The 24987-nt window shown below is 70.9% G+C and carries 23 protein-coding genes; 10 read left to right on the plus strand and 13 right to left on the minus strand.

All coding sequences use genetic code 11. The features are described 5' to 3' along the window. Positions 1–167: 167 nt before the first annotated feature. The gene (locus tag ACQP2T_RS52130) at positions 168–1571 is read left to right on the plus strand and encodes a flavin-containing monooxygenase (RefSeq protein WP_433519942.1); all 1404 of its coding nucleotides are present in this window, start codon (positions 168–170) and stop codon (positions 1569–1571) included. On the opposite strand, the gene ggt is transcribed toward ACQP2T_RS52130, so the two are convergent. Beyond that, positions 1568–3319 (minus strand): gamma-glutamyltransferase, encoded by a 1752-nt coding sequence (gene ggt, locus ACQP2T_RS52135; protein WP_433512223.1) that lies wholly within the window; start codon positions 3317–3319, stop codon positions 1568–1570. The two genes, ACQP2T_RS52130 and ggt, sit on opposite strands and share 4 nt — an antisense overlap. A 91-nt stretch (positions 3320–3410) precedes the next feature. Here ggt and ACQP2T_RS52140 point away from each other — a divergent pair, with 91 nt between their 5' ends. The 3 genes from ACQP2T_RS52140 (at position 3411) to ACQP2T_RS52150 (ending at position 7032) form a co-directional block, all read left to right on the plus strand. Then, on the plus strand, positions 3411–4526 hold the full coding sequence (locus tag ACQP2T_RS52140; RefSeq protein ID WP_433512224.1) for a sensor histidine kinase: 1116 nt from the start codon (positions 3411–3413) through the stop codon (positions 4524–4526). 61 nt (positions 4527–4587) lie between these two features. After that, on the plus strand, positions 4588–5238 hold the full coding sequence (locus tag ACQP2T_RS52145) for a response regulator transcription factor (protein ID WP_433512225.1): 651 nt from the start codon (positions 4588–4590) through the stop codon (positions 5236–5238). 198 nt (positions 5239–5436) lie between these two features. Then, on the plus strand, positions 5437–7032 hold the full coding sequence (locus ACQP2T_RS52150) for an AAA family ATPase (RefSeq protein ID WP_433512226.1): 1596 nt from the start codon (positions 5437–5439) through the stop codon (positions 7030–7032). Between the two features lie 43 nt (positions 7033–7075). On the opposite strand, the gene ACQP2T_RS52155 is transcribed toward ACQP2T_RS52150, so the two are convergent. The 6 genes from ACQP2T_RS52155 to ACQP2T_RS52180 form a co-directional block, all read right to left on the minus strand. Then, complete coding sequence (locus tag ACQP2T_RS52155; protein ID WP_433512227.1) at positions 7076–7651, minus strand: helix-turn-helix domain-containing protein; 576 nt, start codon at positions 7649–7651, stop codon at positions 7076–7078. Then, entirely contained in the window at positions 7651–8340 is a 690-nt protein-coding gene (locus tag ACQP2T_RS52160; protein WP_433512228.1) for a hypothetical protein, read from the minus strand. The genes ACQP2T_RS52155 and ACQP2T_RS52160 overlap by 1 nt, the downstream gene beginning before the upstream one ends. Before the next feature lie 120 nt (positions 8341–8460). Next, positions 8461–9180, minus strand: a complete 720-nt coding sequence (locus ACQP2T_RS52165) for an SDR family NAD(P)-dependent oxidoreductase (protein WP_433519943.1) — start codon at positions 9178–9180, stop codon at positions 8461–8463. 2 nt (positions 9181–9182) lie between these two features. Beyond that, positions 9183–9851 carry a VC0807 family protein gene (locus ACQP2T_RS52170; RefSeq protein WP_433519944.1) on the minus strand — a complete coding sequence of 223 codons (669 nt, stop codon included), beginning with the start codon at positions 9849–9851 and terminating at the stop codon, positions 9183–9185. Positions 9852–9856: 5 nt separating this feature from the next. Beyond that, positions 9857–10495: a TetR/AcrR family transcriptional regulator gene (locus ACQP2T_RS52175; RefSeq protein WP_433512229.1), complete on the minus strand. Its 639-nt coding sequence runs from the start codon at positions 10493–10495 to the stop codon at positions 9857–9859. A gap of 128 nt (positions 10496–10623) precedes the next feature. After that, positions 10624–13794, minus strand: a complete 3171-nt coding sequence (locus ACQP2T_RS52180; protein WP_433512230.1) for an ATP-binding protein — start codon at positions 13792–13794, stop codon at positions 10624–10626. Positions 13795–13961: 167 nt separating this feature from the next. On the opposite strand from ACQP2T_RS52180, the gene ACQP2T_RS52185 reads away from it, so the two are divergent. Further along, entirely contained in the window at positions 13962–14444 is a 483-nt protein-coding gene (locus ACQP2T_RS52185; protein WP_433512231.1) for a hypothetical protein, read from the plus strand. Between the two features lie 95 nt (positions 14445–14539). Here ACQP2T_RS52185 and ACQP2T_RS52190 read toward each other — a convergent pair whose 3' ends face one another. Further along, positions 14540–15136 carry a TetR/AcrR family transcriptional regulator gene (locus tag ACQP2T_RS52190; protein ID WP_433512232.1) on the minus strand — a complete coding sequence of 199 codons (597 nt, stop codon included), beginning with the start codon at positions 15134–15136 and terminating at the stop codon, positions 14540–14542. 55 nt (positions 15137–15191) lie between these two features. On the opposite strand from ACQP2T_RS52190, the gene ACQP2T_RS52195 reads away from it, so the two are divergent. After that, positions 15192–15977, plus strand: a complete 786-nt coding sequence (locus ACQP2T_RS52195; RefSeq protein WP_433512233.1) for an SDR family NAD(P)-dependent oxidoreductase — start codon at positions 15192–15194, stop codon at positions 15975–15977. A gap of 92 nt (positions 15978–16069) precedes the next feature. Here ACQP2T_RS52195 and ACQP2T_RS52200 read toward each other — a convergent pair whose 3' ends face one another. Next, positions 16070–16282: a hypothetical protein gene (locus ACQP2T_RS52200; protein WP_433512234.1), complete on the minus strand. Its 213-nt coding sequence runs from the start codon at positions 16280–16282 to the stop codon at positions 16070–16072. A gap of 66 nt (positions 16283–16348) precedes the next feature. Between ACQP2T_RS52200 and ACQP2T_RS52205 the strand changes: the two genes are divergently transcribed. After that, positions 16349–16852 carry a nucleotidyltransferase domain-containing protein gene (locus ACQP2T_RS52205; RefSeq protein ID WP_433512235.1) on the plus strand — a complete coding sequence of 168 codons (504 nt, stop codon included), beginning with the start codon at positions 16349–16351 and terminating at the stop codon, positions 16850–16852. Here the strand turns inward: ACQP2T_RS52205 and ACQP2T_RS52210 are convergent. Further along, on the minus strand, positions 16849–17838 hold the full coding sequence (locus tag ACQP2T_RS52210; protein WP_433512236.1) for a DUF418 domain-containing protein: 990 nt from the start codon (positions 17836–17838) through the stop codon (positions 16849–16851). The two genes, ACQP2T_RS52205 and ACQP2T_RS52210, sit on opposite strands and share 4 nt — an antisense overlap. Before the next feature lie 230 nt (positions 17839–18068). On the opposite strand from ACQP2T_RS52210, the gene ACQP2T_RS52215 reads away from it, so the two are divergent. Both ACQP2T_RS52215 and ACQP2T_RS52220 read left to right on the plus strand, forming a co-directional pair. Continuing rightward, positions 18069–19202: a sensor histidine kinase gene (locus ACQP2T_RS52215; RefSeq protein ID WP_433512237.1), complete on the plus strand. Its 1134-nt coding sequence runs from the start codon at positions 18069–18071 to the stop codon at positions 19200–19202. Then, positions 19199–19855, plus strand: coding sequence for a response regulator (locus ACQP2T_RS52220; RefSeq protein ID WP_433512238.1), 657 nt, complete (start codon positions 19199–19201; stop codon positions 19853–19855). Before ACQP2T_RS52215 ends, ACQP2T_RS52220 begins: the two co-directional genes overlap by 4 nt. Before the next feature lie 98 nt (positions 19856–19953). On the opposite strand, the gene ACQP2T_RS52225 is transcribed toward ACQP2T_RS52220, so the two are convergent. Both ACQP2T_RS52225 and ACQP2T_RS52230 read right to left on the minus strand, forming a co-directional pair. Then, a complete protein-coding gene (locus ACQP2T_RS52225; RefSeq protein WP_433512239.1) occupies positions 19954–20736 on the minus strand; it encodes an alpha/beta fold hydrolase in 783 nt (260 codons plus the stop codon). 35 nt (positions 20737–20771) lie between these two features. Next, positions 20772–21335, minus strand: a complete 564-nt coding sequence (locus tag ACQP2T_RS52230; RefSeq protein ID WP_433512240.1) for a permease — start codon at positions 21333–21335, stop codon at positions 20772–20774. A gap of 224 nt (positions 21336–21559) precedes the next feature. On the opposite strand from ACQP2T_RS52230, the gene ACQP2T_RS52235 reads away from it, so the two are divergent. Further along, the gene (locus ACQP2T_RS52235) at positions 21560–24274 is read left to right on the plus strand and encodes a helix-turn-helix transcriptional regulator (protein ID WP_433512241.1); all 2715 of its coding nucleotides are present in this window, start codon (positions 21560–21562) and stop codon (positions 24272–24274) included. On the opposite strand, the gene ACQP2T_RS52240 is transcribed toward ACQP2T_RS52235, so the two are convergent. Beyond that, complete coding sequence (locus ACQP2T_RS52240) at positions 24234–24947, minus strand: hypothetical protein (protein ID WP_433512242.1); 714 nt, start codon at positions 24945–24947, stop codon at positions 24234–24236. The two genes, ACQP2T_RS52235 and ACQP2T_RS52240, sit on opposite strands and share 41 nt — an antisense overlap. Between the last annotated feature and the right edge of the window lie 40 nt (positions 24948–24987).

Consider the following 24987-nt stretch of genomic DNA (forward strand, 5'->3'; position numbering starts at 1 on the left):
TCGTGTGCCCTGGGAACAGGTAACATACCGACCAGTCGGTGTGATATGGGTCACCCTGGACGGGCCTGGACGTCTCTCATTACATTGGACAAGTCGTCTAATAATGCGGAGGAGCAGTGGACGAGCCAGGAATAGTGATCATCGGTTCGGGCTTCGCCGGGATCGGCATGGCGATCAAGCTCAAGGCCGCCGGATACCACGACTTCGTCATCCTGGAGAAGGCCGCCGACCTGGGCGGCACCTGGCGCGACAACACCTATCCCGGCTGCGCGTGCGACGTGCCGTCGCCCATGTACTCCTACTCGTTCGACCTCAATCCCGGCTGGTCGCGGATGTTCTCCCCGCAGAAGGAGATCTGGGACTACCTACGCGCGTGCGGCGAGAAGCACGGCATCACCCCGCATATCCGGTATGGCAAGCGGGTCGTCGCGCTGGAGTACGACGACCTCGACCGCCGGTGGGCGGTGACCACGGACGACGGCGAGACCCTGCGGACGAATGCCGTGGTGTCGGGCATCGGCGCCCTACACATCCCATCGTTCCCCGAAATTTCGGGACGTGAGGTTTTTGCGGGGGCGGCCTTCCACTCCGCCGAGTGGGACCACTCGGTCGATCTGACCGGCAAGCGTGTCGCGGTCATCGGCACCGGGGCCTCGGCCATCCAGTTCGTGCCGCGGATCGCGGAACGCGCGGCGCGGCTCACCGTGTTCCAGCGCACGCCACCCTGGATCCACCCCAAGCCGGACTTCGGCTTCTCACCCCGGGCACAGCGGCTCATGCGGTTGCCGGGCGCCGCCAGGACGGTCCGCAACGCCATCTACTGGCTGCTGGAGACCAGGGCGCTGGGCTTCACCCTCGACCCGAAGCTGATGAAGGCGTCCGAGCACGCGGCGCTCAAGCACCTGGAGAGGCAGATCCCCGACCCGGAGCTGCGTGAACGACTGACGCCCGACTACACGATCGGCTGCAAGCGCATCCTGCTGTCCAGCGACTACTATCCGGCGCTGACCCGGCCGAACGTCTCGCTGGTCACCGACGGGATCGCCGAGATCAGGGAGCACTCGATCGTCGACGCCGCCGGGGTCGAGCACGAGGTGGACGTGATCGTCTACGGCACCGGGTTCAAGGTGACCGAGGCGCTCCAGCGGCAGCGGATCGTGGGCCGCGACGGGCTGAAGATCCAGGACGCCTGGCAGGACGGCATCGAGACCTACTACGGCATCTCCACCGCCGGGTTCCCGAACCTGTTCTTCCTCCTCGGGCCGAACACCGGCCTCGGCCACAACTCGGTCGTCTTCATGATCGAGTCGCAGGTCCGTTACGTGATGGACTGCCTGCGGCTGCTCTCCAAGACCCAGGCCAGGGCCATAGACGTCAAGCCGGGACGGCAGCGGGCGTTCAACCGGCGGTTGCGGGAACGGCTCGACCCGCTGGTGTGGAACGCGGGTGGCTGCCGGTCCTGGTACCTGGATGAGCATGGGGTGAACCGGACGCTGTGGCCGGGCTTCACCTTCGAGTACTGGGCGCGTACCCGGAAGATGAAGCCCGGCGCGCACGAACTGATCTACTAGCCGGGACGCACCACCAGCGCGCTGCCGCCGCCCCGACGGACCGGTTCAGCGACCGCCTGCACCTTGTCCCGGCCCAGGAACTCCAGCGCGGTGGCCGCGCCGATCTCCGTGGTCAGTGCGAGCTTGTGCCCGCGCGCCTCCAGCTCGGCCCGGTACTTGTCGAGGAATGCCTGCTCGGCCAGCGTCTGCTCGGTGTTGCGCTGCGTGGCCCGGGGCGCGGCGACCGCGTCGGGCAGGCTCATGCCCAGCTCGAAACGGTTCACCAGGATCTGCAGCACGGTCGTGATGATCGTCGAGCCGCCCGGCGAACCGGCCGCCAGCACCGGCCGGCCATGGGCGAAGATCAGCGTCGGTGCCATCGACGAGCGCGGGCGCTTGCCGGGGGCCGGCAGGTTCGGGTCACCGGGCGCGGGGCCGAAGGTGAAGTCCGTGAGCTCGTTGTTGAGCAGCACGCCACGCCCCGGGACCACGATGCCGTTGCCGCCGGTGGACTCGATCGTCAGGTTGTAGGCGACCACGTTCCCCCACTTGTCGGTGATGGTCATGTGGGTGGTCTCGGGGCCTTCGTCGGTGGTCGCCGTGGCCGTGCCCGCCGGGGTGGCGCAGGCGTCATAGCTGCCGTCGGGGTTGCCGGGCGGAGCGGGGCTGGCCATCGCCTTGTCGCCGATCAGGCAGGCGCGTTCCTTGGCGAAGCCGTCGGACAGCAGCTCCTTGAGCGGCACGTTCGGGATGTCGCCGACGTACTTGTTGCGGTCGGCGAAGGCCAGGCGGGAGGCCTCCAGGTATTCGTGCAGGCCGACGCTCGGCAGGGCCTCCAGGATGTTGAGCGCCTCGCCCACGGTCGAGCCGCCGGAGGAGGGGGGCGCCATGCCGTACACCTGCATGCCGTTGTAGTCCACGCGCGTAGGGTCGCGCTGGAGCACCCGGTAGGCGCGCAGGTCGGACAGCTCCATCAGGCCCGGCCGTACGTTGCGGGTGGCGCCGGGGGTGACGGGCGGCTGCTTGACAGTGGCGACGATCTCCTTGCCGAGCTGCCCGTCGTACAGCCAGCCGATTCCGCGTTTGCCCAGCTCGCGGTAGGTGGCGGCGAGTTCGGGGTTCTTGAAGACCGAGCCGACGGGCGGCGGGGCGCCGTTCGGGAGGTAGAGCTTGGCGGTGGAGGTGATGTCCTTGAAGCGGGCGAGGTTCGCGGCGGTCTGGTCGTAGAAGGTCTGGTCGACGACGAAGCCCTTGGACGCCACCTCGATGGCGGGCTGGAGCGCCTGCTTCAGCGAGAGCGTGCCGTACTTCCGCAGGGCCACATCCCACTGCGCGAGCGTGCCGGGGATGCCGGCCGACAGGCCGCTGGTGACGCCCTCGTCGAACGGGATGCCCTCCAGCGTGGTGGCGGTCATGGCCCGCGGGGCGGTCTCGCGGCCGTCCAGTGTGACCACCCTGCGGCTGCGGGCGTCGTAGTAGACCATGAAGCCGCCGCCGGTCAGGCCCGAGGAGTAGGGCTCGGTCACGCCGAGCACCGCGCCGGCGGCGACGGCCGCGTCTATGGCGTTGCCGCCCTGCTTGAGTACGGAGATGGCGGCCTTGCTGGCGTCGAAGTCCACCGTGGCGACCGCACCGCCGTATCCCTCGGCGACGGGGGCCTTCTGCTGCGGTGTGGGAGTGGCGGTAGGCGCTGGGGTGGATGCCAGCGCGGGGGTGGACGCCAGCGAGATGAGGATTGCTGCTGCTGCGGGAACGATCACTCGGCGCATGTATCCACATTGGCCCAGGTACGCCCATCGTGGTAGGGCCCCCTGCGGCGGGAGGATGATGCGCAGGTCAAGCGGGTGGCCTAGCGTTGGGATGGTGCGAAAGAAGCCGGGAAACGACATCTACGTCGCTTTGGTCGTCGCGGTGATCCAGGTGGTGCTGTCGCAGGGGGCGGCCTGGGGGCAGCGGGGGTTCAGGGCGCCGCTGGATCCGCTGGCGTACGTGTTGCTGCTGGTAGGGCCGGTGGCGATCGTGGCCCGCCGGAAATTTCCCGTTCTTTCGACCGTCGTCACGCTTTTGGCGACATATGCGTATGTGGTGGTTGGCTATCCGTATGGGCCGGTTTTTCTGGCGCCGATCTACATGCTCGGGTCGCTCGTCCTCAGCGGGCGGCGGCTGGTCGCGTGGATCCTCTCGGGGGTCACGCTCGCCGTTTTCCTGATTTATGCCTCTTTGGGGGGAAATCAGAACCTTTGGATCTTCCACGCGCTGGCGATCACCGCGTTCATCCTGCTGTTCATGGTGATCGCCGAGCTGGTCAGGATCCGCAGCGAGCGGCGCGCCGAGCACCAGCGGGTCGTCGAGGAGGAGTCGAGGCGACAGGCCAGCGAGGAGCGGCTGACGATGGCGCAGGAGCTGCACGACGTACTGGCGCACAACATCTCGCTGATCCACGTCCAGGCGTCCACCGCCCTGCATCTCATGGACGATCAGCCCGAGCAGGCCCGTACCGCCCTGACCACCATCAAGTCCGCCTCCAAGGAGGTTCTCGGCGAGATGCGCTCAGTGCTCAACGTGCTGCGCGAAGGCGCCCCCCGCTCCCCCACGGCCGGGCTCGACCGCCTCGACGAACTCGTGGCGCGCTCCGGCCTGGACGTGACACTCAAACGCGTCGGCTCCCGGCCGCTGCCGCCGCAACTCGAACGCGCCGCGTACCGGATCGTCCAGGAAGCCCTCACGAACGTCGCCCGCCACGCGCCGGGGTCCCGGGTGACGGTCCGGCTCGAGTACGGCACAGGCACGCTGGGCATCCTGGTCACGGACACGGGCGCGACGAAACCGGCCGTACTGACGGAGGCAGGCAGCGGCAACGGCATCCCCGGCATGCGCGAACGCGCCTCAGCCCTCGGCGGCACCCTGACCGCCGGCCCGGTAGACAACGGCTTCCAGGTCGAGGCCACACTGCCCCTCCCCGAGGAGACCTCGTGATCACCCTACGTGCGGGCCGCGAGGCCCCACTCGACATGACAGCCGTCGCGGAGGAGACCGCATGATCAAGCTCCTGCTGGCCGACGACCAGGCATTGGTACGGGCAGGCTTCAAAGCCCTGCTCGACGCCCAGCCCGACATGACGGTGATCGCGGAGGCCGCGGACGGCGCCGAGGCGGTACGCCTGTCACGCGAGCACGAACCGGACGTGGTGCTCATGGACATCCGCATGCCCGGCACCGACGGCCTGGCCGCCACCCGCCAGATGCCACCGGGCCCGCGCGTCATCATCCTGACCACGTTCGAGCTGGACGAGTACGTCTTCGAAGCCCTGCGCGGCGGCGCCAGCGGCTTCCTCGTCAAGGACACGGAGCCGGCGGAGCTCATCCAGGCGGTCCGCGTGGTCGCGGCCGGCGAAGCCCTTCTGTCCCCCAGCGTCACCCGCCGCCTGATCGCCGAGTACGCCACCCGCGCCAAGGAACCCTCGGCCACCAACCACCACCTGGACCAACTGACGGACCGCGAACGCGAAGTCCTGTCACTGGTGGGCACCGGCAAGACGAACGACGAGATAGCCGCGGACCTCTTCATGTCCCCCGCCACGGCGAAGACACACGTGAGCCGAGCCATGATGAAGCTCCACGCCCGGGACCGCGCCCAACTCGTCGTCATCGCCTACGAATCCGGCCTGGTGAAACCCGGCTGGCTCTAGACAAGCACGGCCTTCGCCTGGTCGGCGCTTCGCGCAACAGGGCTCAGACTGTCGATCGAGAACAGGGGCCGCATTCGCGTGTGATCATCCCCGGTCGACGTGCTCATCCGCCGCCTGGAACACCATCACCGTCACCGACCCACCGAGATGGTTCCGACTGGCCGGACGCGAGCGGCCGGGCGATGGCAGAATGTGACCATGCGGCCACCCCGAGCGAGATTCTTCAACACCACCGGTCCCTGCGACCCGCAGCGCCACTACATCCTGCCCCCCGCGGAGCGGCTCCCGCAGGCGCGCGTGCTCATCGAGATGGACCGCTACTTCGTGCTGCACGCACCCCGGCAGACCGGGAAGACGACCGCGCTGCGCACTCTGGCGTCCGAGCTGACCGCCGAGGGTGACATCGCCGCCCTGATGCTCTCTTGCGAGCGCGCCAAGTCGGCTGGCGACGACTACGCCGCCGCGGAGTCGATCCTGCTGAAGTCCCTCCGCGAAGCCGCCGCGCGCTCGGGATGGCCAGAGCAACTGCTGCCGCCGGATCACTTGCCGCAGGACCCGGCGGGCACCCGGTTCGGTTCGGCGCTGAGCGAGTGGTGCCGCCGTAGCCCGCGCCGGGTGGTGCTGTTCCTGGACGAGATCGACGCCGTGCAGGGCAACAGCCTGGTCAGCATCCTCAGCCAGCTGCGCGACGGTCACAACGCGCGGCCAGAAGGCCATCCGTTCCCCGTCTCCGTGGCGCTGTGCGGGTTGCGCGACCTGCGTGACTACAAGGTCGCCTCGGGCGGCGAACCCGGCCGGCCCAACCCGGCCAGCCCGTTCAACATCGTCGAGTCGCTGCGCCTGGGCGACTTCACCACCGACGAGATCGCCGAGCTGTACGACCAGCACGCCCAGGCGACCGGCCAGGAGTTCACCAAGGACGCGGTGGACCGGGTCTTCGAGCTGACCCAGGGACAACCGTGGCTGGTCAACGCCCTCGCCAATGAGGTCATCATTAAGATGCAGGTGAGCGGTACCATCACCACCGCCCTGGTAGACGAGGCCAAGGAGCGGCTGATCCGAGCGCGTGCCACCCATCTGGACACGCTGGTCGCCCGGCTGCGTGAGCCCCGGGTCAAGCGGGTGATGGAGCCTGTGCTGGCCGGGACCTTCCCCGACATCGACTCCACGTACTCCGACGACCTGTCCTACGTGCGCGATCTGGGGCTGATCAAGCAGAGACCACCGCTGGAGGTGGCGAACCCGATCTATCGAGAGGTCATCCTGCGGGTGCTGGGAGGCCCGTCGGAAGACTACGTGATGGCCGATCCGCACAGTTTCGTGCTGCCGGACGGCCGCTTTGACCTGTCGCGCCTGCTGGAGGAGTTCGTCGTGTTCTGGCGCGAACACGGCGAGGTCCTCATCCGGCAGGAGGGCTACCACGAGGCCGCCTGCCAGATCATCCTCATGGCCTTCCTGCACCGCCTGGTCAACGGCGGAGGCCAACTCGACCGCGAGTACGCCGCGGGCACCAAACGCCTGGACGTACTGGTCCGCTGGCCCTACACCGGCCCCGACGGCGAACGGCAGGTGCAACGGGAAGCCATGGAGCTGAAAGTCTGGCGAGCAGGCGAAAACGACCCGAAGCCCGACGGCCTCGCCCAGCTCGACCGATACCTGGACCGCCTCACGCTCACCACCGGCATGCTAGTGATCTTCGACCGGCGCCCCGAAGCCCCGGCTTGGAAGGAACGCGGCGCTCTTGAGCAGGCGACCACCCCGACCGGCCGCCAGATCACCCTTCTGCGGGTTTGATGGGTGCAGCCATAGCTCAGGTCGCCTGGTCTATGGGTGTCTTTCAGCTGATGATGGGGGAGGCGATGACGACGGTGACGTCGGCCGCCTCAGGGCCGGTGCGGTAGATGTGCGGGGCGTCTCCCGCGAAGGCGAGCAGGTCACCGGAGTGCAGGTCAGTGGGGGCATCGACGGGTCCGGCGGTGAGGTGGCCGGAGGAGACGAGCAGGTGCTCGATGGTGCCGGTCGCGTGCGGCACTCCGTCCAGGTGCGTGCCGGGGGGCATGCGCAGCCGCCAGATCTCCAGGCTGTTGCCACTGCTGATACGGCGCAGCAGTTCGCGTCCCACTTCGCCGGCGGCCAGGTCGGTGCCCGGTACGAACACCGGCCCCGGGTCGGTGTCGCGGGCCAGGAGGTCGGTCAGCGGGATGCGCAGGGCGATCGCGAGCGCGTCGAGGGTCTCGATGGTCGGGTTGCCCCGCCCTGCCTCCAACTGCGACAGCGTCGCCTTGCTCAAACCCGCCCGGCGGGCCAGCTCGGCACTGCTTATGCCGCGCTGCTCACGACGCTGGCGGATCTGCGCCCCGACCGCGATGGCCGTGCTGCTGGCCGGCCGGCGGTCGCCGGATGAAGGTGCCATCAGCGTTCCCCGTGGGCGGCGCTGTAGGAGACGCGGATCCGGCCCTTCTTGACCTTCAGCGTGGGTAGCACGACGTCGGCGAGATCACCGAGACTGTGCACGTGGGTTCCTCCGCACGGAGCCGAGTGCAGCTCGGCCAAGTGCACGATACGGCGCCCTTCGGCGTCGTTCTCCCAGGTCACGGGCAGGTCCTGGGCGATGGCCTTCGCGACCTCCGTCCGCAGCGCCTCGGTGGCGTCCTCCCGGCCCTCCGGGGTCTCCAGGCGGGCGTCGGGCCGCGGTGCGGTGAACTCGATCCTGGCCTGGCCGGGGAAGTGGTTGCTCGCGGCCAGCACCCATCCTTGCGCCCGTCCGGCCGCCTCGATCAGGTGGCCGGCGGTGTGCAGCGCGGCATGCGCGATGCGGAGCGGAAGGTCGATGCGGACCTCGACCGGCTGCCCGACCGAGAAGGCCGGCAGCGCCGTCTCACCGGAGGCCACGGCCACGACCAGCCCGGAGTCGTGGTCCCGGAACGGGGCGATCTCACGCCCGTCTATCCACCCGCGGTCGGCGGGCTGGCCTCCGCCCTGCGGATGGAACAGACAGTGCTCGACCGCTACCCACCGGGCGCCGTCGCGCTCACCTATGGCGGTGACCTGGGTATGGGCCCGCTCTTCGTATGTGTCCGCGTAGTAGGCGGGGACTTGCATGACACCCTCACTAGGAAATATTGGCGAACTCTCCGTTCATTATAACGAACGACAACGACCGGTGCGGCAGTCAACGGCCTGGCAGGCAGCGTGCTGGGATTTCAGCTGGCCTTGATGAGCTCAGCGATCACCCATGGTGTTGGTCGTCACGTCGGGGAATCGCACTGGGTAGGCCGGCCGTCCGCTCAGGACGACCCAGGCCTCTCCGGTCCGCCCGCCGGTCAGGATGGTCTCCACCGCGTCGGCCGCCTCGTCCGGGTCGGCGAAGGCGTGTCCGGCCTCTGTGAGCGGTTCGCGGTACGGGGCAAGCAGCGGGGTGTCGACCAGACCCGGGCAGAGCGCGTTGACCTTGACGCCGTCGCGGGCCAGCAGCGTGGCCGTGGATCGTACGAGGCCGACCAGGGCATGCTTGCTCGCGGCGTAGAACGGGTCGGGAGCCTCCTTGAGGCCGGCCAGGCTGGAGGTGACGATGATCGAGCCGTGTCCGCGCAGGTGCGGCAGGCAGGCGTGGATTCCGTAGACGACGCCGTCCAGGTTGGTGGAGACGGTGGTGCGGTAGGCGGCGGGGGTGAAGTTGTGCCAGCCGCACTGGCCTGGGATGCCGGCGTTGAACACGGCCACGTCGAGTCTGCCGTAGGCCGAGATCGCCTCGGCAACAGCCGCCTTGTTGTCCTCCGGGCGGGTGACGTCGGCCGGCACGAACCGGGCGCCGATCTCGGCGGCGACCTCGTTGCCACGTGAGCGGTCTTTGTCGGCGATGACTACTTTTCGTCCCTTGCCAGCCATGCGCCGGGCTATGGCGGCGCCGATGCCGCTGGCGCCGCCGGTGATCAGCGTCACGGTCAACGTGACTCCTCGGGCAGGCCGGTTGCTTCAACTGGTAGGCGAACCAGCTCGACACCATTGAGCCGCAATCCGTGACGGCGCAGGTAGGCGCGGCCGTACAGGCGCTGGAAGGCGAGCAGGGCGGCGAGAGTGACGATGAGCAGGACGTCGTCCAGCAGCGGTACTACATCGATGGGCAGCGTGGCGGCCATGACGACGCGCAGAGCCGCATCGGCCAGCAGTGCGGCGCCCCACACTGCTGTGGCGACCCGGAGCACGTGGCGGAACGGCGGATGGTCCCTCCAGCTCGTCTCCCATTGCTGTTGTTTGTCGCGATCGGAGATCACGCGCATGGCCTCGTACAGGAACGGGCGCCGGCCGCAGAGCGTGATCAACGCCCAAAGGCCCAGCGCGCAGGTGCCCCACGCGTTGCGGATCAGCAGCACGCGCGGGCTGCCGGAGATGAACGACATGGCGACGGTGAGCACCATCGCGCCGAGCACGAACACGGTGATCCCGCTGATGCGCCGCTCGACGATCAGGTCGTGGACGGCTCGCGCCGCTGGTAGCGCGCCGGCGGCCAGCAGTGCGATCCATTGGCTCACCCCGGCCGCCCGGAGCCCGTAGAAGATCGCGAGCGGTCCGGCGAACTCCAGGGCCGCGACGGTCGCCAGGCCGCGATGCATCCCGCTCACCGCTCCTCCGAAGTCCGCTGTGCGGCCTGTTGTACGGCTCGGACGAAGGTGTCAACGACGGTGCCGCGGTAGATGTCGAAGTCGAGCGCGTGCTCGCCGCGCATCCGGGGGGCCGCCGCATCGATGGCCGCGCGGATCATCACGGCCATCGACCGGGCGTCGAAATCGCCGAACTCACCGCCGCGCTGTCCCTCCTCCAGCAGCATGACCATTCCCTGGACGCTCGGCTCCTGGTAGCCGGCGGCGGTGTACGGCTCGCCGGCCTGATCGCGCAGATGGGGTCCGATCTCGGTCAGCGCGGCCAGGTCGGTGGGGTGCTCCCGGAGGAACTCCAGGTTCGACTCCAGGTAGGCCCGCAGTCGTCCGGAGGCGGTGGTCTGGGCCTTGATCCGCTCCAGAATGAAGGCGGCTCCCGTGTGGTAGACGTCTTCGACGATCTGCCGGATGAGGTCCTGCTTGCCCGCGAAGTGGTACGAGATCATGCGGGGGCTGCTGAGGCCGGCGCGCTCGGTGATCGTGGCGAAGGTGGCCTTGTCGTAGCCGAGCTCGGCGATGGTCTCGATGGCCGCGCGGACGATCTGCGCCCGGCGACTGGCGTTGGTGATGCTGTCTCGCGACTGCTTTTTTATCTGCATAGATAAAAAATGGTACAGCTAGATAAAACGACTGTCGAGCGCGTCGAGTGCCGCGGCTGGACGGCGCGAGCCCGAATGGCCACCTCCTGGACGCGGCGCGCTGAGTCCGCGTGGCCAGGCGAACCGCTTCAGCGCGGCTCCACGGCCGCGCCCCCGAGCCGGGCGGCTACCTCCTGTGCGCGGCGCAGGTCGTACGGTGCCGACAGGCGTTCGGCCACCCGTACCGCCTGCCCCGCTGCCTTCGCCGCCGCCCGCCGTTCGCCCGCGGCGGCCAGGACGAGCGCGCGGGCCCAGCCGATGCGGGCGGCGGCTCCCGGATGGCGGGCCTGGTACTCGGCGAGGTGCCGGTGGAGCCTCCGGGCCGTCGCGGGATCCGGGCCCGGCGACATGTGGCAGAGCAGTTCGGCCAGTCCCGACCAGCACTCCAGCATGCCGCGCTGGGCCTTCGGCAGGCGGGCGGCCAGATCCAGCGCCCGGGCCAACGCCTCACTCGGGTCGTCCGCCATCGAACGAGCCTCGATCAGGCGGGCCGAGGCCGTGAGCAGGCGCAGTTCCTGGATCACCGGCATGACCGCGCCGTCCCGCAGGCCGAGGCGCTGCTCGTGGGCGCGCCGCCGCTCGGTCGAGGCGCGGGCCGCCGCCAGCACCTCGGCGACCCGATCGGGGCTGGTCCCCTCGATCCGCAGCAGGGCCTCGGCCTGGCCCGTCAGGCACCAGTGGCGGCCGATGTCGCCGCCGACCCGGCTCGCCGCCTGTTCCGCCGTGGCGGCGTACAGGTTCGCGGCCTGCTCGAAGTCGCCCCGCCAGAGCGCCGTCTCCGCGAGCATGCCCGCGCAGTTCTCGGCCACCCGGGGGTCCAGTGTCCTGGCCCGGCACTCGGCGAACGACCCCCGGGCCGCCTCGAACTCCCCCGCCGAGAGCTGGTCCAGGCCCCGGGCCAGGCGGGCGCGGCTCGCGGGCTCCGTCGGATGCGCGATGCCGGTCAGGGCCCGGTCGGCGAGCGCGCCGTAGCGATGGGCCACGCGGTGGCGGCCGGCGACGCGGGCGATGGTGGCGAAGTTCGCGTACGCCTCCGCGCGCAGGTCCGGGGCGGAGGTACGGTCGGCGGCGTTGAGCTGGCGCAACGAGACCGCCAGCATCGTCGGCACGTCCTGCTGGTGGTAGGCCAGCCGTGCCAGGAACGTCAGCGCCTGCGCCACCTCGGCCGCCCGTTCGGACCGGGGCACCGGCAGGACCCGATGGAGGACCTGGCACGCGGCGGCCGTCAGGGTGGCGGCGACCAGGCCGGGCCGGGAGGCCGGCAGCGGCCTGCCTACCGTGTCGAGTGCCGCCCTGACCAGCCGGTACGCCTCCTGCTCCCGGGCAAGCTGATGCTCGCTCACGCACGCCATCCGCAACCACCGCGCCCGCAGGCGGGGAGCCTCGGGCGTACGGGCGAGATGCAGCCGTACGACGGCCCCCGACTCCTCGTACAGCCGCAGCCGCAGGCACAACACCCAATAGTTGTCCAGGTACCCGGGCTCCCCCGACACCGCCCAGGCCAGCCGGATGTTGTCCATCTCCGCCCCCAGCACGCGGGTCACCTCCGCGTCCGAGGCATCCTGCAGGGCGGCGGCGTGCCGGTCGAGCAGGCGCGAGAAGTACGCGGCGTGCCGCTCCCGCGCCGCCCGCCGCTCGCCCGGCGACAAGTGCGCGGCGGCGAGCTGCTGGATGAGCGGGTGGATGACGTACCGTCCGGCGGGGGTCAGCTCGATCATGCTCTGGTCGACCAGCCGGACCAGCACCTGCGGCCCGGTCCTGGCCACCTCCAGCGCCGCGGGCAGCGTGCAGCCACCGCCGAACACCGCCAGCGCCGCCAGCGCCTTCTGCCCGGCCGGATCGAGGAGCCGCCAGGAGGTCTCGAACACCGTACGCATGCCGGCGTGCCGCGACCGGGCCGCCGGTCCCCCGGCCGACAGCAGGCCGGGGTCCACGCCGAGGTGGCGGCCCAGCTCGGCGGGCGGTACAGCCCGCAGCAGCCCGGCCGCCAGCTCGATGGCCAGCGGCAGACCACCTGTGGCGGCGCAGATCGCGGCCACGGCGGCGGCGTCCCGGTCGGCGTCGAACGCCGGTTGCGCCCGCGTCGCCCTGGCCGCGAACAGGGCCTCGGCCGCCGGTCCCGGCAGGCCCGCCACCTCGTACGTCACCTGACCGGGCAGGTCGAGCCGCCGCCTGCTCGTCGCCAGGGTCCGCACGCCCGGCGCCGTACTCAGGATGCGCCCGATGACCGCGTCGAAGGCAGGCAGGTGTTCGAGGTTGTCCAGCACCAGCAGGACCTCCTGCCGGGCCAGCGCCGCCAGGAGCAGGTCCAGGGCGGGGCGCTGCGGCGTGAGGTCCACGCCGAGGCGGCGGGCGAGCGTGGTGACGGCCGCCTCCGGGCGTACCCCGGCGAAGGAGACGAAACGGGCCGAGTCCGGGGCGGCGGCGATGGCCAGGCGGGTCTTGCCGACTCCGCCCGGGCCCAGCAGGGTGACCAGGCGTTCGGCGGCCAGCAGTGTACGCAGGCGCGCCAGCTCCGCCTCCCGGCCGTACAGGTCCGTGCCGGGTACCGGAAGGGGTGCGCGCCGGACGGCTGTCCGCTGGGTGAGCAGACGTCGTCTGGCCGCCGCGGTCTCCGGCGCGGGCTCGACGCCCAGGTCGTCGGCCAGCCGCAGCCGCAGGTCGTCGTAGCAGGCCAGGGCCGCCGCCCGGTTGCCCGCCGCGGCCAGGGCGGCCATCAGCAGCCGGTGCGCCTCCTCGTCGTACGGGTCCAGGCCGGCCACCAGGCGCGCCAGCCGTACGAGATCGGCCGGGGGCGCGGAGCCGGAGCGCAGCAGCAGCTCGCGCAGCCGCAGCCGGGCCCGCCCGCGCTCCGACTCCAGCCACCCGCCGAAGGCCGGGGCGTCGCAGAACCACACCCCGTCCATGAAGTCGCCCCGCCACAACCGCAGCGCCTCTGCCACGGTCGCCGTCTCGGCCAGGCGTCCGTGGTCCACGTAGCAGCCGCCGGGGCGGAACCGTACGTGGTCGCGGGTGATGTCCAGCCACCCGCCCACCTCCTTGCGCAGCTCCGACAGCGCCAGGCGCAGACTGCCGCGGGCGTTGGCGTCCGGCCGCTCGCCCCACAGCAGCGCGGCCAGCTCGGCGCGCGGGCGCGGGCCCGGCGTGGTGGCGAGGTAGCAGAGCAGGGCGCGGGTCTTGGCGGAGCGGATGCCCACCGGCCGCGCTCCGACGGCCAGCTCAGGCGGGCCCAGCAACAGCAGGGTCAGCGAGTCTCCCATAGTTGCAGCACGGTAGGCGCGTCCCCGCCGCGCGACTACGGAAAAAGGCGTGCACGGAACGTGCTCTACGCCACTGACCAGCGCTCTAACGATGTGCTCACGCTGCCTGCCCCACTCTGATGCCGCGTTTCACCACGAGACGCGATCCTCGTCAAAGGAGAAGCAGCATGCGCTCTCAGAAGCTGATCCCCGCGCTCGCCCTGGCCTTGGGACTGGCCGTCCCGGCAGTGGTAGCGGCGGCCCCGACCGCCGGCGCGACCACCTCGAGCACAACCTGCTCGGTCGAGTTCTACGACCTCGACGCGTCCGCCGTGGACGAGGTCGACGGCAAGGACGAGCTCAGGCTCGAGGTCGGATCAAGGATCTTCCCCACCAGCTGGGTCAACATGAACGCCGGCAGCGACGCCGACCCGGTGGACTTCGACTACGCGAGCGTCAACGTCAGCAGTTCCTCGTCCTTGGCCTGGAATCTGCGCGAGGTCCAGCCGCCGATCGTCAAGTCCGGATTCAACCTCGGCACGATCATCGTGTACGGCTCCGACTGCGCCGGGCTCTCCAAAGGCCAGTCCGTCATCGTCGGGGGCATCGTCTCCGGGACCCATGACAGCTACTACGAATACAACCTCAGGTTCAGGATGACCGGGCTGTAGCCCCGCCAGGACGTGAAGGCCCCGCCGTGGTCCCGAGGCGGGGCCTTCACCTTCGCATAGCAGGTCGCTCTAGGCCAAGCAGGGCCAGGCGAACATCAGCACGTCCGCATCGCGGCGCGCGTCTGTTCGGTGGACATCGGCGGGGTAGGCAAGGGCCGGGCCGCGACGGCGCGCAGGCCGTCCAATGCCAGGGCGAGGTGCCGCCGCCAGGCTCCTGGCGCCACCGCGTACGTGGCCTTGACGGTCGCCGCCACGCCCCAGAGCACGAAGGCCAGGTCGGCGAGTGTGATGTCGTCCCGCAGGTCCCCGGATCGCTGGGCGCGTTCGAGGATCTCGCGCATCAGGCCGTACCCGCGATCCCCGTCCACCGCCGCCCCCCGTGCGGCGAGGTCGTTGTAGCCGAGGTCGGCGGCCTGCAGCTCGCACACGCCGGTCAGGAACGCGACGAACCCGTCCCAGGCGTCGTCCATCGCCAGCGCCTGCTCGGCCAGCTCGGCCACGGTCGCCCTTCGATCCTCGAAGACCGCCTCCACCAGGGCACCCCGCGTGGGGAAGCGGTTGTAGAGCGTCCCGATGCTGACCTCGGCCGAGCGGGCGATCTCTTCGAGCGGCACGTCGAGCCCATGGTCCGCGAACAGCCGCCGGGCCGCCCGCAGGAGGCGCTCACGGTTTTGAACGGCGTCCTTGCGCATACCCGCAAGCCTAGCTAAGTTGAGGCCCATCTCAACTTGAGGAGGACCTCAACTTATGACCCGGACCATCGTGATCACCGGCGGCACGAACGGCATCGGCAAAGCCCTGGCCCGCCACCACACCGAACGGGGCGACCAGGTCGTGGCCGTGGGCAGCAGCGAGGATGGCGGACGCCGCCTGCGCGAGGCGGCACCGAAGGCCCGCTTCATCAGGTCTGACCTCAGCTCACTCCGCCAGACCCGAGACCTGGTAGAACGGCTCAACGCCGAGCACCCGGTGATCGACGCGCTGGTGCTCGCCGCGTTCCGGTTCAACCCGGCACGGGTGGAGACCGAGGAGGGGTTCGAGCACACCTTCGCTCTCTATGTGCTCAACCGCTGGCTCATGGCCGAAGGACTACGCGGCTCGCTGGAGAAGGCACCGACACCGATGATCATCAATCTGTGCGGCGCCGGGCAGAACGGCCGAATCCACTGGGACGATCTCCAGCTGAAGAACAGGTACCGGGCGATCACCGCGACCATGCAGGGAGCCAAGGCCAGCGAACTGCTGGGGGCGGCTTATGCCTCCGAGCGCACGAAGTACGTGCTGTACAACCCGGTGTTCGTCGCGACCGGACTGCACGAGTCCTTCAGGCAACCGCTGCGCGGCCTCGTACGGGTGGCGTCTGCGGCATTCGCCCAGCCAGTCGCCAAGGCCTTGCCGCCGATCACCGCGCTCATCGAACAGCCGCCGCGCGAGCCGCTCACGACCTGGAAGAAGGGCAAGCCCATCGATCTTGTCGTGGACCGGAACGAGGCGCGGCGATTGACGGAAACCATCCGCGCCCTGGCCCCTTGAAGGACCCGCGCGGCCCCTCTATGGTCATCCGCCGACCGAGCTGGTCGGGGCGCCGCCGGTGCCCTTGCCCGCGACCCGGGCCACCCAGGCCGTCACCCCCAGCACCACCGCCGCCACACGCCCAGCGCCACCGCGTTCGCCAGATACCCGGCTCCCGGAAACCCTCCCGCGTATACGCCCGCCACACCACCTCTCCCGCGCCAGGTCAACCACACGACGACCCCGTACGGCAGGGCGAACGAGACCAGCCCTTCTGTCTGGAGCCCGTCGAGGGTGGCGTACAGGGTGCCGGCCCGAAGCCGCACCCACTCGCCTGACGCGAACCCGCATCCGCGGCGGGCGCGTCGGCGCGGGAGGACAGAATTGCCCTCATGATGGCGACGAGTGTGACGCTGCGGGTGTTGGCGCTGCTGCATCAGGCGGGGTGCGAGGTATGGGTGGCCGGTGGATGGGGCATCGACGCCCTGGTCGGCACGGTCACCCGCGAGCACCACGACCTTGACCTGTTGCACCGTGTCGAGCAGGAGCCGCTGCTGATCGACACGCTGACGGCCGCCGGGTTCGCCGAGCAGACCGATGCCCGGCCGGGGCGGCCCGTTCGCTTCGTCATGAAGGACCGCCATGGTCACGAGCTGGACCTTCATCCGCTGCGGTTCGACCCGGACGGCTCCGCTGTCCAGCAAGCCGACGACCATGGAGGCGTCTTCGTCTATCCCGCGGACGCCTTCACCACCGGCATGATCGAGAACGTCCGGGTGGGCTGCCTCTCGGCCGCCCAGCAGGTCGCCTTTCATCAGGGATACCAGCCCCGCGACCGTGACCTCCATGACATGGCCCGGCTGCGCGAGGCATTCGGTATCGCCACCCACTTCTAGGGAGTGTGGCGTAGGAGTGGGCGGCGGCCCCAGGTGGCCCAGCGCCAAAGCCACTCAAGAGGGCCGAAGCGGTATCGGCGCAGCCAGAGAGTAGACCACACCCACTGGGTGCAGAGAATGGCAGCGGCGATCCCGACCACCATGGTCAAGGACCAGGTGTCCGGCGAGCCGCCGATTAGGCGTTGGACAGCGAGGACGAGGATCGTGGCGGTCAGGTAGTTGGTCAGTGCCATCCGGCCCAGCGGCGCGTAGATGGCCTGCAGCGCCGATCGGAGCGGCGTCCGGAGCAGGACCAGCAGGGCACATATGTAGAAACCGGCGACAAGCAGCCCACCCACCCCCATCGAGAGGCCGAAGCCGGGGTCGTCGGACCGCAGCCCGGCCTGCCACCACAGGATGGGCGCCGCCACCGCCGCCAGGGCCGAGCCCAGAACGACGGGCACCCGGGTGGAGTGCTCGATCCGGTCGATCACCCCGTACCGGGTCAGTGCCGAGCCCAGCAGGAACAGCCCGGGGACCATGCCGAAGAAGCCGCTTCCGAGGGTCGGTGAGACCACGAGGAGCGCGGCGGACAGGCCGGCTACGGCCCATCGGGGCAGCCAGGTCGAGGGCAGCAGCAACACCAGGCCAACGATGGCGTAGATGGTCAGGATGTCGCCCTGCCACAGCAGGAAATGGTGCACCAGGCCGAGCGCGAGCAGCACCAGCAGCCGGCGCAGCAGGAGCACTCGCGGGTGAGCGGTACGGCCCGCGGATGACTCCAGCAGCAGCGAGAACCCGACGCCGAACAGCAGGGAGAAGATCGGGAAGAAGCGCTGCTCGACGAGCAGCCCCATCCACACATCCCCCGCTGTCGGCGACCCATGGGACACGACCGGGCCGCCGAGGCTGGCTATCGGCTGGACGTTGGCCAGCAGGATCCCGCACAGCGCGAATCCGCGGATTACGTCGAGCGCGCCGATGCGTGGACGGCTGGCGGAGGTCATCGCTCGGCCATCGGATGGAGCCGGGCGCTCGCCCGCAAGTGATCGGCGTGCACGGCGGCCCTCGGTCGCGTCCGTGGCCTTCGACGCCGGATAAGGATCTTGATGTGGCATGAGGCTCATCCTGCGGGCCCGGTGCGGTGCCGAGCATCGGGCGAAGGCAGGGTTACGCGGTGCTTGACAGTACTTTCGGCTGGTTCGGTGCGGGGTGGTCATCTCCTAGCCTGAGCGGTGTGAAGGGTCGTGGGTGGGTCGGGTTCGCGGTCGATGCCGGGCTCGGCGTCGGGTTCGCGGCGGCGCTCGCCTTCCAGGCGTACCGGCTCGCGGGCAGTTGGGGCGGCGCCTACTGGCAGTTCGGCTGCGTGGCGGGGGCGGTGGTGTGCGGGCTGGCTCTGCTGCGCCGACGCGGGCGGTTGTGGGCGGCCATCGCGGGCCTGGCCGTCGCGGCGGTCGCGATCGTGGTCGCCCGGCTGGCCGGGCTGCCGAGTGAGCCGGGGCCCGCTATGGCGCTGGGCCTGTCGGTGCTGGTCGGCTCCGCGGTCAGAGTGCTGCCGACCTGGCGTGCGGGTGCCGTCGCGGCCGGTGGGGGCGTGGTGGTCGCCGGTGGGCTGGTGGCCGCGTTCGTCTTCTCCACCGGCTCGGTGGTGGCGGTGCTGAACGGCGCGGCGTGGCTGGCCGCGCTGGTGGCCGGACTGGGGCCGCGGCTGCTGGCCGCCCGGCGCCGGGCCATGGCCGAGCGGGTACGCCGCAACGAGCGTCTGGAGCTGGCCCGCGAGTTGCACGACGTCGTCGCCCACCACATCACCTCCATCGTGCTCCAGGCCCAGGCCGGCCAGCTCCTGGCCCGCAAGCAGCCGCACACGGCGGAAGGCTCCCTGGCCGACATCGAGGCCGCCGGATCCGACGCGCTGGCCGCGACCCGTCGCGTGGTCGGCCTGCTGCGCGACGCCACCGACAACGACAAAGCGCGCTCCGGCGAACAGCTTGGCGAGCTCGTCAAACGGTTCGACGGCCACGGCCTCGTGGTGCGTTTGAGCTTGCCTGACGGGGAGCCGGGGTGGCCGCCCGAAGTGGCCCGTACCCTCTACCGGGTCGTACAGGAGTCGCTGACCAACATCTCCCGCCACGCCCCGAACGCCCGCCACGTCACAGTCACCGTCGCCCGAGACCAGGACGCCGTCAGAGTGCAGGTCGTCGACGACGCCCCGCCGGGCATGACCCCCTACCCCCACCGGGGCGGGTACGGCCTGATCGGGATGCGCGAACGCGTCGAGGCCCTCGGCGGCACCCTGAGCGTCGGCCCACGCCGCGGAACCGGCTGGTCCGTACTCGCCACGCTGCCCGCCCCTGCGAGCGAGTGCCGATGACCATTCGGATCCTGCTGGCCGACGACCAGGCGATGATCCGCGCCAGCCTGCGCGTCATCCTGGAAGACCAGCCCGACATCAGCGTGGTCGGCGAGGCCGCCGACGGCGCCGAGGCGGTCGCCCTGGCCCGGCGGCTGCGCCCGGACGTGTGCCTGGTGGACGTCCAGATGCCCCGCCTGGACGGCATCGAGGTCACCCGCGAGCTGGCCGGCCCGCGCGTCCCCGACCCGCTGCGGGTGATCGTGGTGACCACCTTCGACCTGGACGAGTACGTCTACGGCGCGCTACGCGGCGGAGCGGCCGGATTCATCTTGAAAGACGCCGGTCCCACCCTGCTCGTCGAGGCCGTCCGTGCCGCGCACGCCGGAGACGCGTTGATCTCCCCGTCGATCACGCTGCGGCTCCTGCGCCACCTCACCGCTTCCGGAGGGCCGGCCGATGGCGGAGCCGCTTCGCCGCTGTCCCAACGAGAGACCGAGGTCGTCCGGGCCATGGCCGCGGGCCGCACCAACCAGGAGATCGCCACCGAGCTGTTCATCTCGGTGAGCACGGTCAAAGGTCACGTCACCGCCATCCAGGCCAAACTCCAGATGCGCAACCGGGTCGAGGTGGTCGCCTGGGCCTGGGAGAACCGCATCGTGGGCACCGCCTGACAGCGCCCGTCATCCACGCGTGCGGGCACATCTTCCTCTACCTGACGGAGCGCCTGCCGGAATCGACCGTCCACCGAACCACTGGAAGCCCGATGAGGTCAGAAGACGTTCTTGAGGAACGGCAGCAGGGCTTCGGCCGTGCGCTCTGGGAACTCCGACATGGGGTAGTGGCCCGCGTCGTCGATCAACACGGCCTGCCCCCGCAGCAGTGACGCCTGGGTCCGCGCCTCCGCCGCCGGGTCGGGGAAGTCAGGATCCTTGCCGCCCATGAGGACCAGGGCCGGGCAGCGGACCTGCTGGATGACCTGCTCGGCATCCGGCGCCCGGTCGAGGAGCATGCGGCGCATGGCCTTGTGCCGCTGCGGGTCGCGCAGCATGGCCACCAGCTTGGCGCGGTGCCCGTCCAGGTCGGTGGGCTTGGCGGTGGGGTGCGCCATGCCGTAGTAGACCTTCCACAACCGGGGGGAGGAGCCGATGACCCGGACGAGCGCGCGGACGGCGACGTTGAGCGGGATGGCTCTGATGAACCCGTCGATCGGGACGATGCCGGCCACCCGCTCGGGGGCCTCGGCGGCGGCGCGGACGATGCCGCCTCCGGCGTAGGAGTTGCCGAGCAGGACGGCGCCGGGCGCGTCCAGTTCCTCCAGAAGAGCCACGATGTCGCCGCCCACGGCGGACTGCGAGTAGTCGTCCCACCCCGCCGACGATTCCCCGTGGCCGCGCAGGTCCATGGTCACCACCCGGTACCCCGCTTCCACCAGCGCGGGACGCAGGAACCGGTAGACCTCCCGGATGTCTCCGAGGCCGGGTACGCACACCACCAGCGGCCCTTCGCCGGCGGAATCGTAGGCCAGCCGCCCGCCCGGCACGTCAACGAACATGTCAGCACCCTTCGCGAAAGAGGACATAGGCGGTCTCAGCTGAGGACATCGACAACGAGGCCCAGGGCGAGCAGCGCCGCCATCACGCCGCCGGAGACCATCGCGCGCCAGGTGACGGGGGCGCGCCGCCGTACCGAGCGGAAGTACAGGACGGCGCCGGCCACCAGGAGGACCCCCTCGGCGACGGCCGTGGCCCAGGGGACCTGCCAGAGGCCGAGGCCGAGCAGCGGCAGGCCGCCGGCGTTACCGGGCAGCAGCGGCAGGTCGGCGCGGTGGACCAGCAGGTCGAGCAGCCAGTGGCTGAACACCATCGCGCCCAGCACCCAACCGGTCTTGCGGCCCCACCGCCGGGCGCCGAGGCCACCGTACAGCGCCGCCAGCAGTAGGGCGCCCAGCAGCGAGTGGGTGTACTGCGCGTCGATCAGCGCCTCGCCGTAGGTTCCCGGGGCGACGGCCTGGAAGGACTCGATCCCGCCCGCCAGGTACAGGACCACGAAGACGACGTCGAGGAACTGCGTGGCGAGCATGAGCGACCACAGCGGGACGCGCGGCTCACCGGCCTTGACCGCGGCGGCCAGGCCGAAGTGTCCGATGAACATCTAACGTCCTTCCTTGGTGGCGCGGGTGGCCCAGTTGTCGAGCCACCCGCACAGCACGATGAACAAGAACAGAAAGATCAGGAGGTCCACATGCTTCTCCTTGCGTCTGCGCGCGGATCGCGCTTGCGGTACGACGCTAGGGATCGGAGGCGTCCGGCCGGTATCGGACGATTGTCGGGTGATTCGACTGATGCCCGTCCGGCAAGGGGCGGTACATTCTGATCGTGCTGCGGGGGCGGGAACGAGAACTGGCGGAGATCGAGGCGCTGCTCGCACGGGCCAGAGACGGCCGGAGCGCGAGCCTGATACTCCGGGGCGAGCCCGGCATCGGCAAGTCCGCGCTCCTCGACCACGCGGCCCAGTCGCCGGAGGGCCTGCGGCCGCTGCGCGGCACCGGCATCGAAACCGAGGCCGAGCTGCCCTTCGCGGCGCTCCACCTGCTGCTCCGCCCGGCCCTCGACCGGATCGGCCGGCTGCCGGCGCCGCAGGCCCGGGCGCTGGAGGGCGCGTTCGGCTTGGCCACCGCTCACGGAAACGCCCCTGAGGACCGCTTCCTCATCGGCCTGGCCGCCCTGTCACTGCTCACCGAACTGGCCGAGGACGGCCCGCTGCTCTGCCTGGTCGACGACGCCCAATGGATGGACCGATCGTCGGCCGAGGCCCTGCTGTTCGCGGCCCGGCGGCTGCACTCCGAGGGGATCGCCCTGCTGTTCGCCGCCAGGGACGGCTTCCATGCGCCCGGGGTCCCCGAGCTGCGGCTCGAAGGACTCGACCGGCAGGCCGCCGGCGAGTTGCTGCACGAGCGCACGCCCGGGCTGGGCCCGTCAGTGCGGGAGAGAATCCTCGCCGCGAGCGGCGGGAACCCGCTCGCTCTGATCGAGCTGCCCCGGGCCCCCGAGGCGCTGCGGCACGCGCAGGAACCGCTGCCGCTGCCGCGCCGGATCCAGGAGGCGTACGAGGCGCGCATCGCCGTCCTGCCGCCGGACACCCAGACGATGCTGCTGGTCGCGGCCCTCGACGACGCCCGGGACCTCGACGTCGTGCTGCGCGCGGCCGGCAGGCTGGGGGTCGACGGTAGTGCCCTGGGCCCAGCCGAACACGCCGGTTTCCTGTCCACCGCCGGCGGGCGGATCTCCTTCGGCCACCCGCTCATGCGCACTGCGGCGGCGCGGCGGGCGGTCTACGACGAACGCCTGGCCGTGCACCGCGCCCTCGCCGACGTGCTCGACGACGAGCAGGACGCCGACCGGCGCGCCTGGCACCTGGCCGCCGCCGCGACGGGCCGCGACGAGCCGATCGCCGCCGCGCTGGAGCAGGCGGCGGGCCGCGCCCGCGAGCGGGCCGGCCACGCCGCGGCCGCCGCGGCCCTGGAGCGGGCGGCGCGGCTCACCCCCGGCCTGGCCGAGCGGGCCCGGCGGCTGGCCCTGGCAGCCGAGGCCGCCGCGGACGCCGGCGTCCTGGAGCACGCGCAGGGCCTGGCCGACCAGGCGCGGCGGCTCGACGACGACCCGCTGACCGTCGCGCGACTGGCGGCGCTGCGCGGCCGGATCGCCTTCGACCGGGGAGCCGTCCACGACGCCCATCGAATCCTGCTCGACGGCGCCGCCTCCATCTCCGTCCTGGATCGCAAGGCCGCGGCGCTGATCCTGCTCGACGCCGTGCGCAACGCGTGGTACCTCAGCGATCCGGCGGCCGTCGCCGAGTCCGCGGCGCGGCTCGCCGAGCTGCCGTTGTCGCCGGAGGACGGGCTGGACGGCTTCGTCCGGGCGGCCCGCGCCATGGCCGACTTCCTGGCCGGCGACCTGGACCGGGCGCTACCGCCGTTCCGCGAGCTCATCGCCGTGGCCGTGGCGATCCCCGCCGGCATGACGGCCCTGAGGATCAGCATCTGCTCGCTGGCCGGGATCTCGGGGGACTTCGACAATGGGGCGGCCATCGCCCAGTCGGCGATCGAGGAATGCCGGGCCGTCGGCCTGATCGGGCTGCTGCCGCTCGCCCAGGCCGTGCTGGCGATCCACCAGATGTACCTCGGGCGCTTCCGCGACGCCGTCACGACCGCGACCGAGGGCCGTCGGCTCGCCGTCGACATCGGCCACACGCACCGCGTCGCGCACTTCGAGAGCGTCATGGCCATGGCGAGCGCCGTCCAGGGCCGCGAACAGGAGTGCCGTGAGCTCGCCGAGCGGACGATCGCGCACGTCGCCGCCCATCCGGTGGCGACCATCGTCGGCTGGGCCGAATGGGCGCTCGGCCTGCTGGACCTCGGCCAGGGCCGCTTCGAGGCGGCGCTGGAACGCTTCGACGCCGCCGCCCGCGGGCCGCTCCGACACCAGATCATGCCGATCTTCTTCGCTCCCGACCAGATCGAGGCCGCCGTGCGGCTGGGCCTGCCCGCCCGCGCGGAGCAACCGCTCGCTCGCTTCGCCACCTGGGCCGCGGCCGCCGGTCATCCGTGGGCGGAGGCCGTGCTGCACCGCTGCCGGGCCCTCCTCGCCCACGACGACCGCGACGCGGAACGGCAGTGGGAGCAGGCCGCGCGCTCGCACGCCGAGGCGAACCGGCCCTTCGAACGGGCCCGCACCGACCTGCTCCACGGCGAGTGGCTGCGCCGTAACCGCCGCAGGCACGAGTCCCGGGCCCGCCTGCGCGCGGCGCTGGAGACCTTCGAGCGCGTCGGCGCCCGTCCCTGGGCTGAGCGGGCCCGCGCCGAGCTGCGCGCGGCGGGTGAGAACGTGGCCCAGGGCAGCCCCGACCTGGCCGCCCTGCTCTCACCTCAGGAGCAGCAGGTGGTACGCCTCGCCGCCACGGGGATCACCAACCGGGAGATAGCCGCCCAGCTCTTCCTCAGCCCGAAAACCGTCAGCCATCACCTGTACCGCGCCTTCCCCAAGCTCGGCGTCACCACCCGCACCGAACTCGCCCACCTCGACCTGAGCTGAACGACCCAAATTGCCTGATCCGCGACCTGGCTGAGGCCTGGCGACGGGTCTCCCCGTCACCAGGCCTCAGACAGGTCAGCGCACGGCGTACGCGCGGGTGATGGTCTGGGTCACCGCGCTGCCCCAACATGTCGGTCGCGACTGCTCGGAGGGAGACGAACCCGGTGGTACTCGAGTTCGGCACCGCCGCCGTCCAACCCGACCCCGTACGGGCCACCGGAACCGCCCGCCAGTGAGCCCCGTCATCGGCGGACATCTCCAGCCGGAGCGACCGTATCGCCGCCTGCTCCGAGCCGGGGTCGCGCTCGATCCACAACGGCAGCCGGGTCACGCTCCCGGCGGCGGCGCGGTTGGCGTCGTCCAGGCCCTCGGGCCGGAAACGGACCGCCATCAGCGGCAACGCCTGTTCCTTCGCGGTGGTCCCGGAGCGGAACGTCCACACCGACTCAGCCGCCGTGGACAGCGCCGACGACGACCGCCGCAGCGACGCGGTGAGCGTGTACGCGCCCGTCCCGGCGGGCAAGGCGGCCCGCAGCTCACACCGTCCCGGATCGAAGACGTCACAGGTGGACAGCTCCGCCTTAGCCAGCTCCCGGCCGTCCTTGGTCAGCGTGGCGGTGCCGGTGGCGGCGGTGTCCGAGCCCGTCCTGCGCTCGGCCCCGTCGGCGAACATTCCCGTCCCCGCGAAGACCAGCTCGTCGCCGGTACGCGTA

The organism is Nonomuraea sp. CA-143628, assembly GCF_050942315.1.
Taxonomy (GTDB): Bacteria; Actinomycetota; Actinomycetes; order Streptosporangiales; family Streptosporangiaceae; genus Nonomuraea.

Bases quoted from the DNA above. Each gene is read 5' to 3' on its own strand.
- ACQP2T_RS52195 (WP_433512233.1), top strand. From the start codon at position 15,192: ATGACCCGGACCATCGTGATCACCGGCGGCACGAACGGCATCGGCAAA.
- ACQP2T_RS52170 (WP_433519944.1), bottom strand. From the start codon at position 9,851: ATGCATCGCGGCCTGGCGACCGTCGCGGCCCTGGAGTTCGCCGGACCG.
- ACQP2T_RS52140 (WP_433512224.1), top strand. From the start codon at position 3,411: ATGGTGCGAAAGAAGCCGGGAAACGACATCTACGTCGCTTTGGTCGTC.
- ACQP2T_RS52225 (WP_433512239.1), bottom strand. From the start codon at position 20,736: ATGTTCGTTGACGTGCCGGGCGGGCGGCTGGCCTACGATTCCGCCGGC.
- ACQP2T_RS52155 (WP_433512227.1), bottom strand. From the start codon at position 7,651: ATGGCACCTTCATCCGGCGACCGCCGGCCGGCCAGCAGCACGGCCATC.
- ggt (WP_433512223.1), bottom strand. From the start codon at position 3,319: ATGCGCCGAGTGATCGTTCCCGCAGCAGCAGCAATCCTCATCTCGCTG.
- ACQP2T_RS52220 (WP_433512238.1), top strand. From the start codon at position 19,199: ATGACCATTCGGATCCTGCTGGCCGACGACCAGGCGATGATCCGCGCC.
- ACQP2T_RS52240 (WP_433512242.1), bottom strand. From the start codon at position 24,947: ATGTTCGCCGACGGGGCCGAGCGCAGGACGGGCTCGGACACCGCCGCC.
- ACQP2T_RS52210 (WP_433512236.1), bottom strand. From the start codon at position 17,838: ATGACCTCCGCCAGCCGTCCACGCATCGGCGCGCTCGACGTAATCCGC.
- ACQP2T_RS52145 (WP_433512225.1), top strand. From the start codon at position 4,588: ATGATCAAGCTCCTGCTGGCCGACGACCAGGCATTGGTACGGGCAGGC.
- ACQP2T_RS52190 (WP_433512232.1), bottom strand. From the start codon at position 15,136: ATGCGCAAGGACGCCGTTCAAAACCGTGAGCGCCTCCTGCGGGCGGCC.
- ACQP2T_RS52150 (WP_433512226.1), top strand. From the start codon at position 5,437: ATGCGGCCACCCCGAGCGAGATTCTTCAACACCACCGGTCCCTGCGAC.
- ACQP2T_RS52185 (WP_433512231.1), top strand. From the start codon at position 13,962: ATGCGCTCTCAGAAGCTGATCCCCGCGCTCGCCCTGGCCTTGGGACTG.
- ACQP2T_RS52180 (WP_433512230.1), bottom strand. From the start codon at position 13,794: ATGGGAGACTCGCTGACCCTGCTGTTGCTGGGCCCGCCTGAGCTGGCC.
- ACQP2T_RS52205 (WP_433512235.1), top strand. From the start codon at position 16,349: ATGATGGCGACGAGTGTGACGCTGCGGGTGTTGGCGCTGCTGCATCAG.
- ACQP2T_RS52130 (WP_433519942.1), top strand. From the start codon at position 168: ATGGCGATCAAGCTCAAGGCCGCCGGATACCACGACTTCGTCATCCTG.
- ACQP2T_RS52160 (WP_433512228.1), bottom strand. From the start codon at position 8,340: ATGCAAGTCCCCGCCTACTACGCGGACACATACGAAGAGCGGGCCCAT.
- ACQP2T_RS52175 (WP_433512229.1), bottom strand. From the start codon at position 10,495: ATGCAGATAAAAAAGCAGTCGCGAGACAGCATCACCAACGCCAGTCGC.
- ACQP2T_RS52230 (WP_433512240.1), bottom strand. From the start codon at position 21,335: ATGTTCATCGGACACTTCGGCCTGGCCGCCGCGGTCAAGGCCGGTGAG.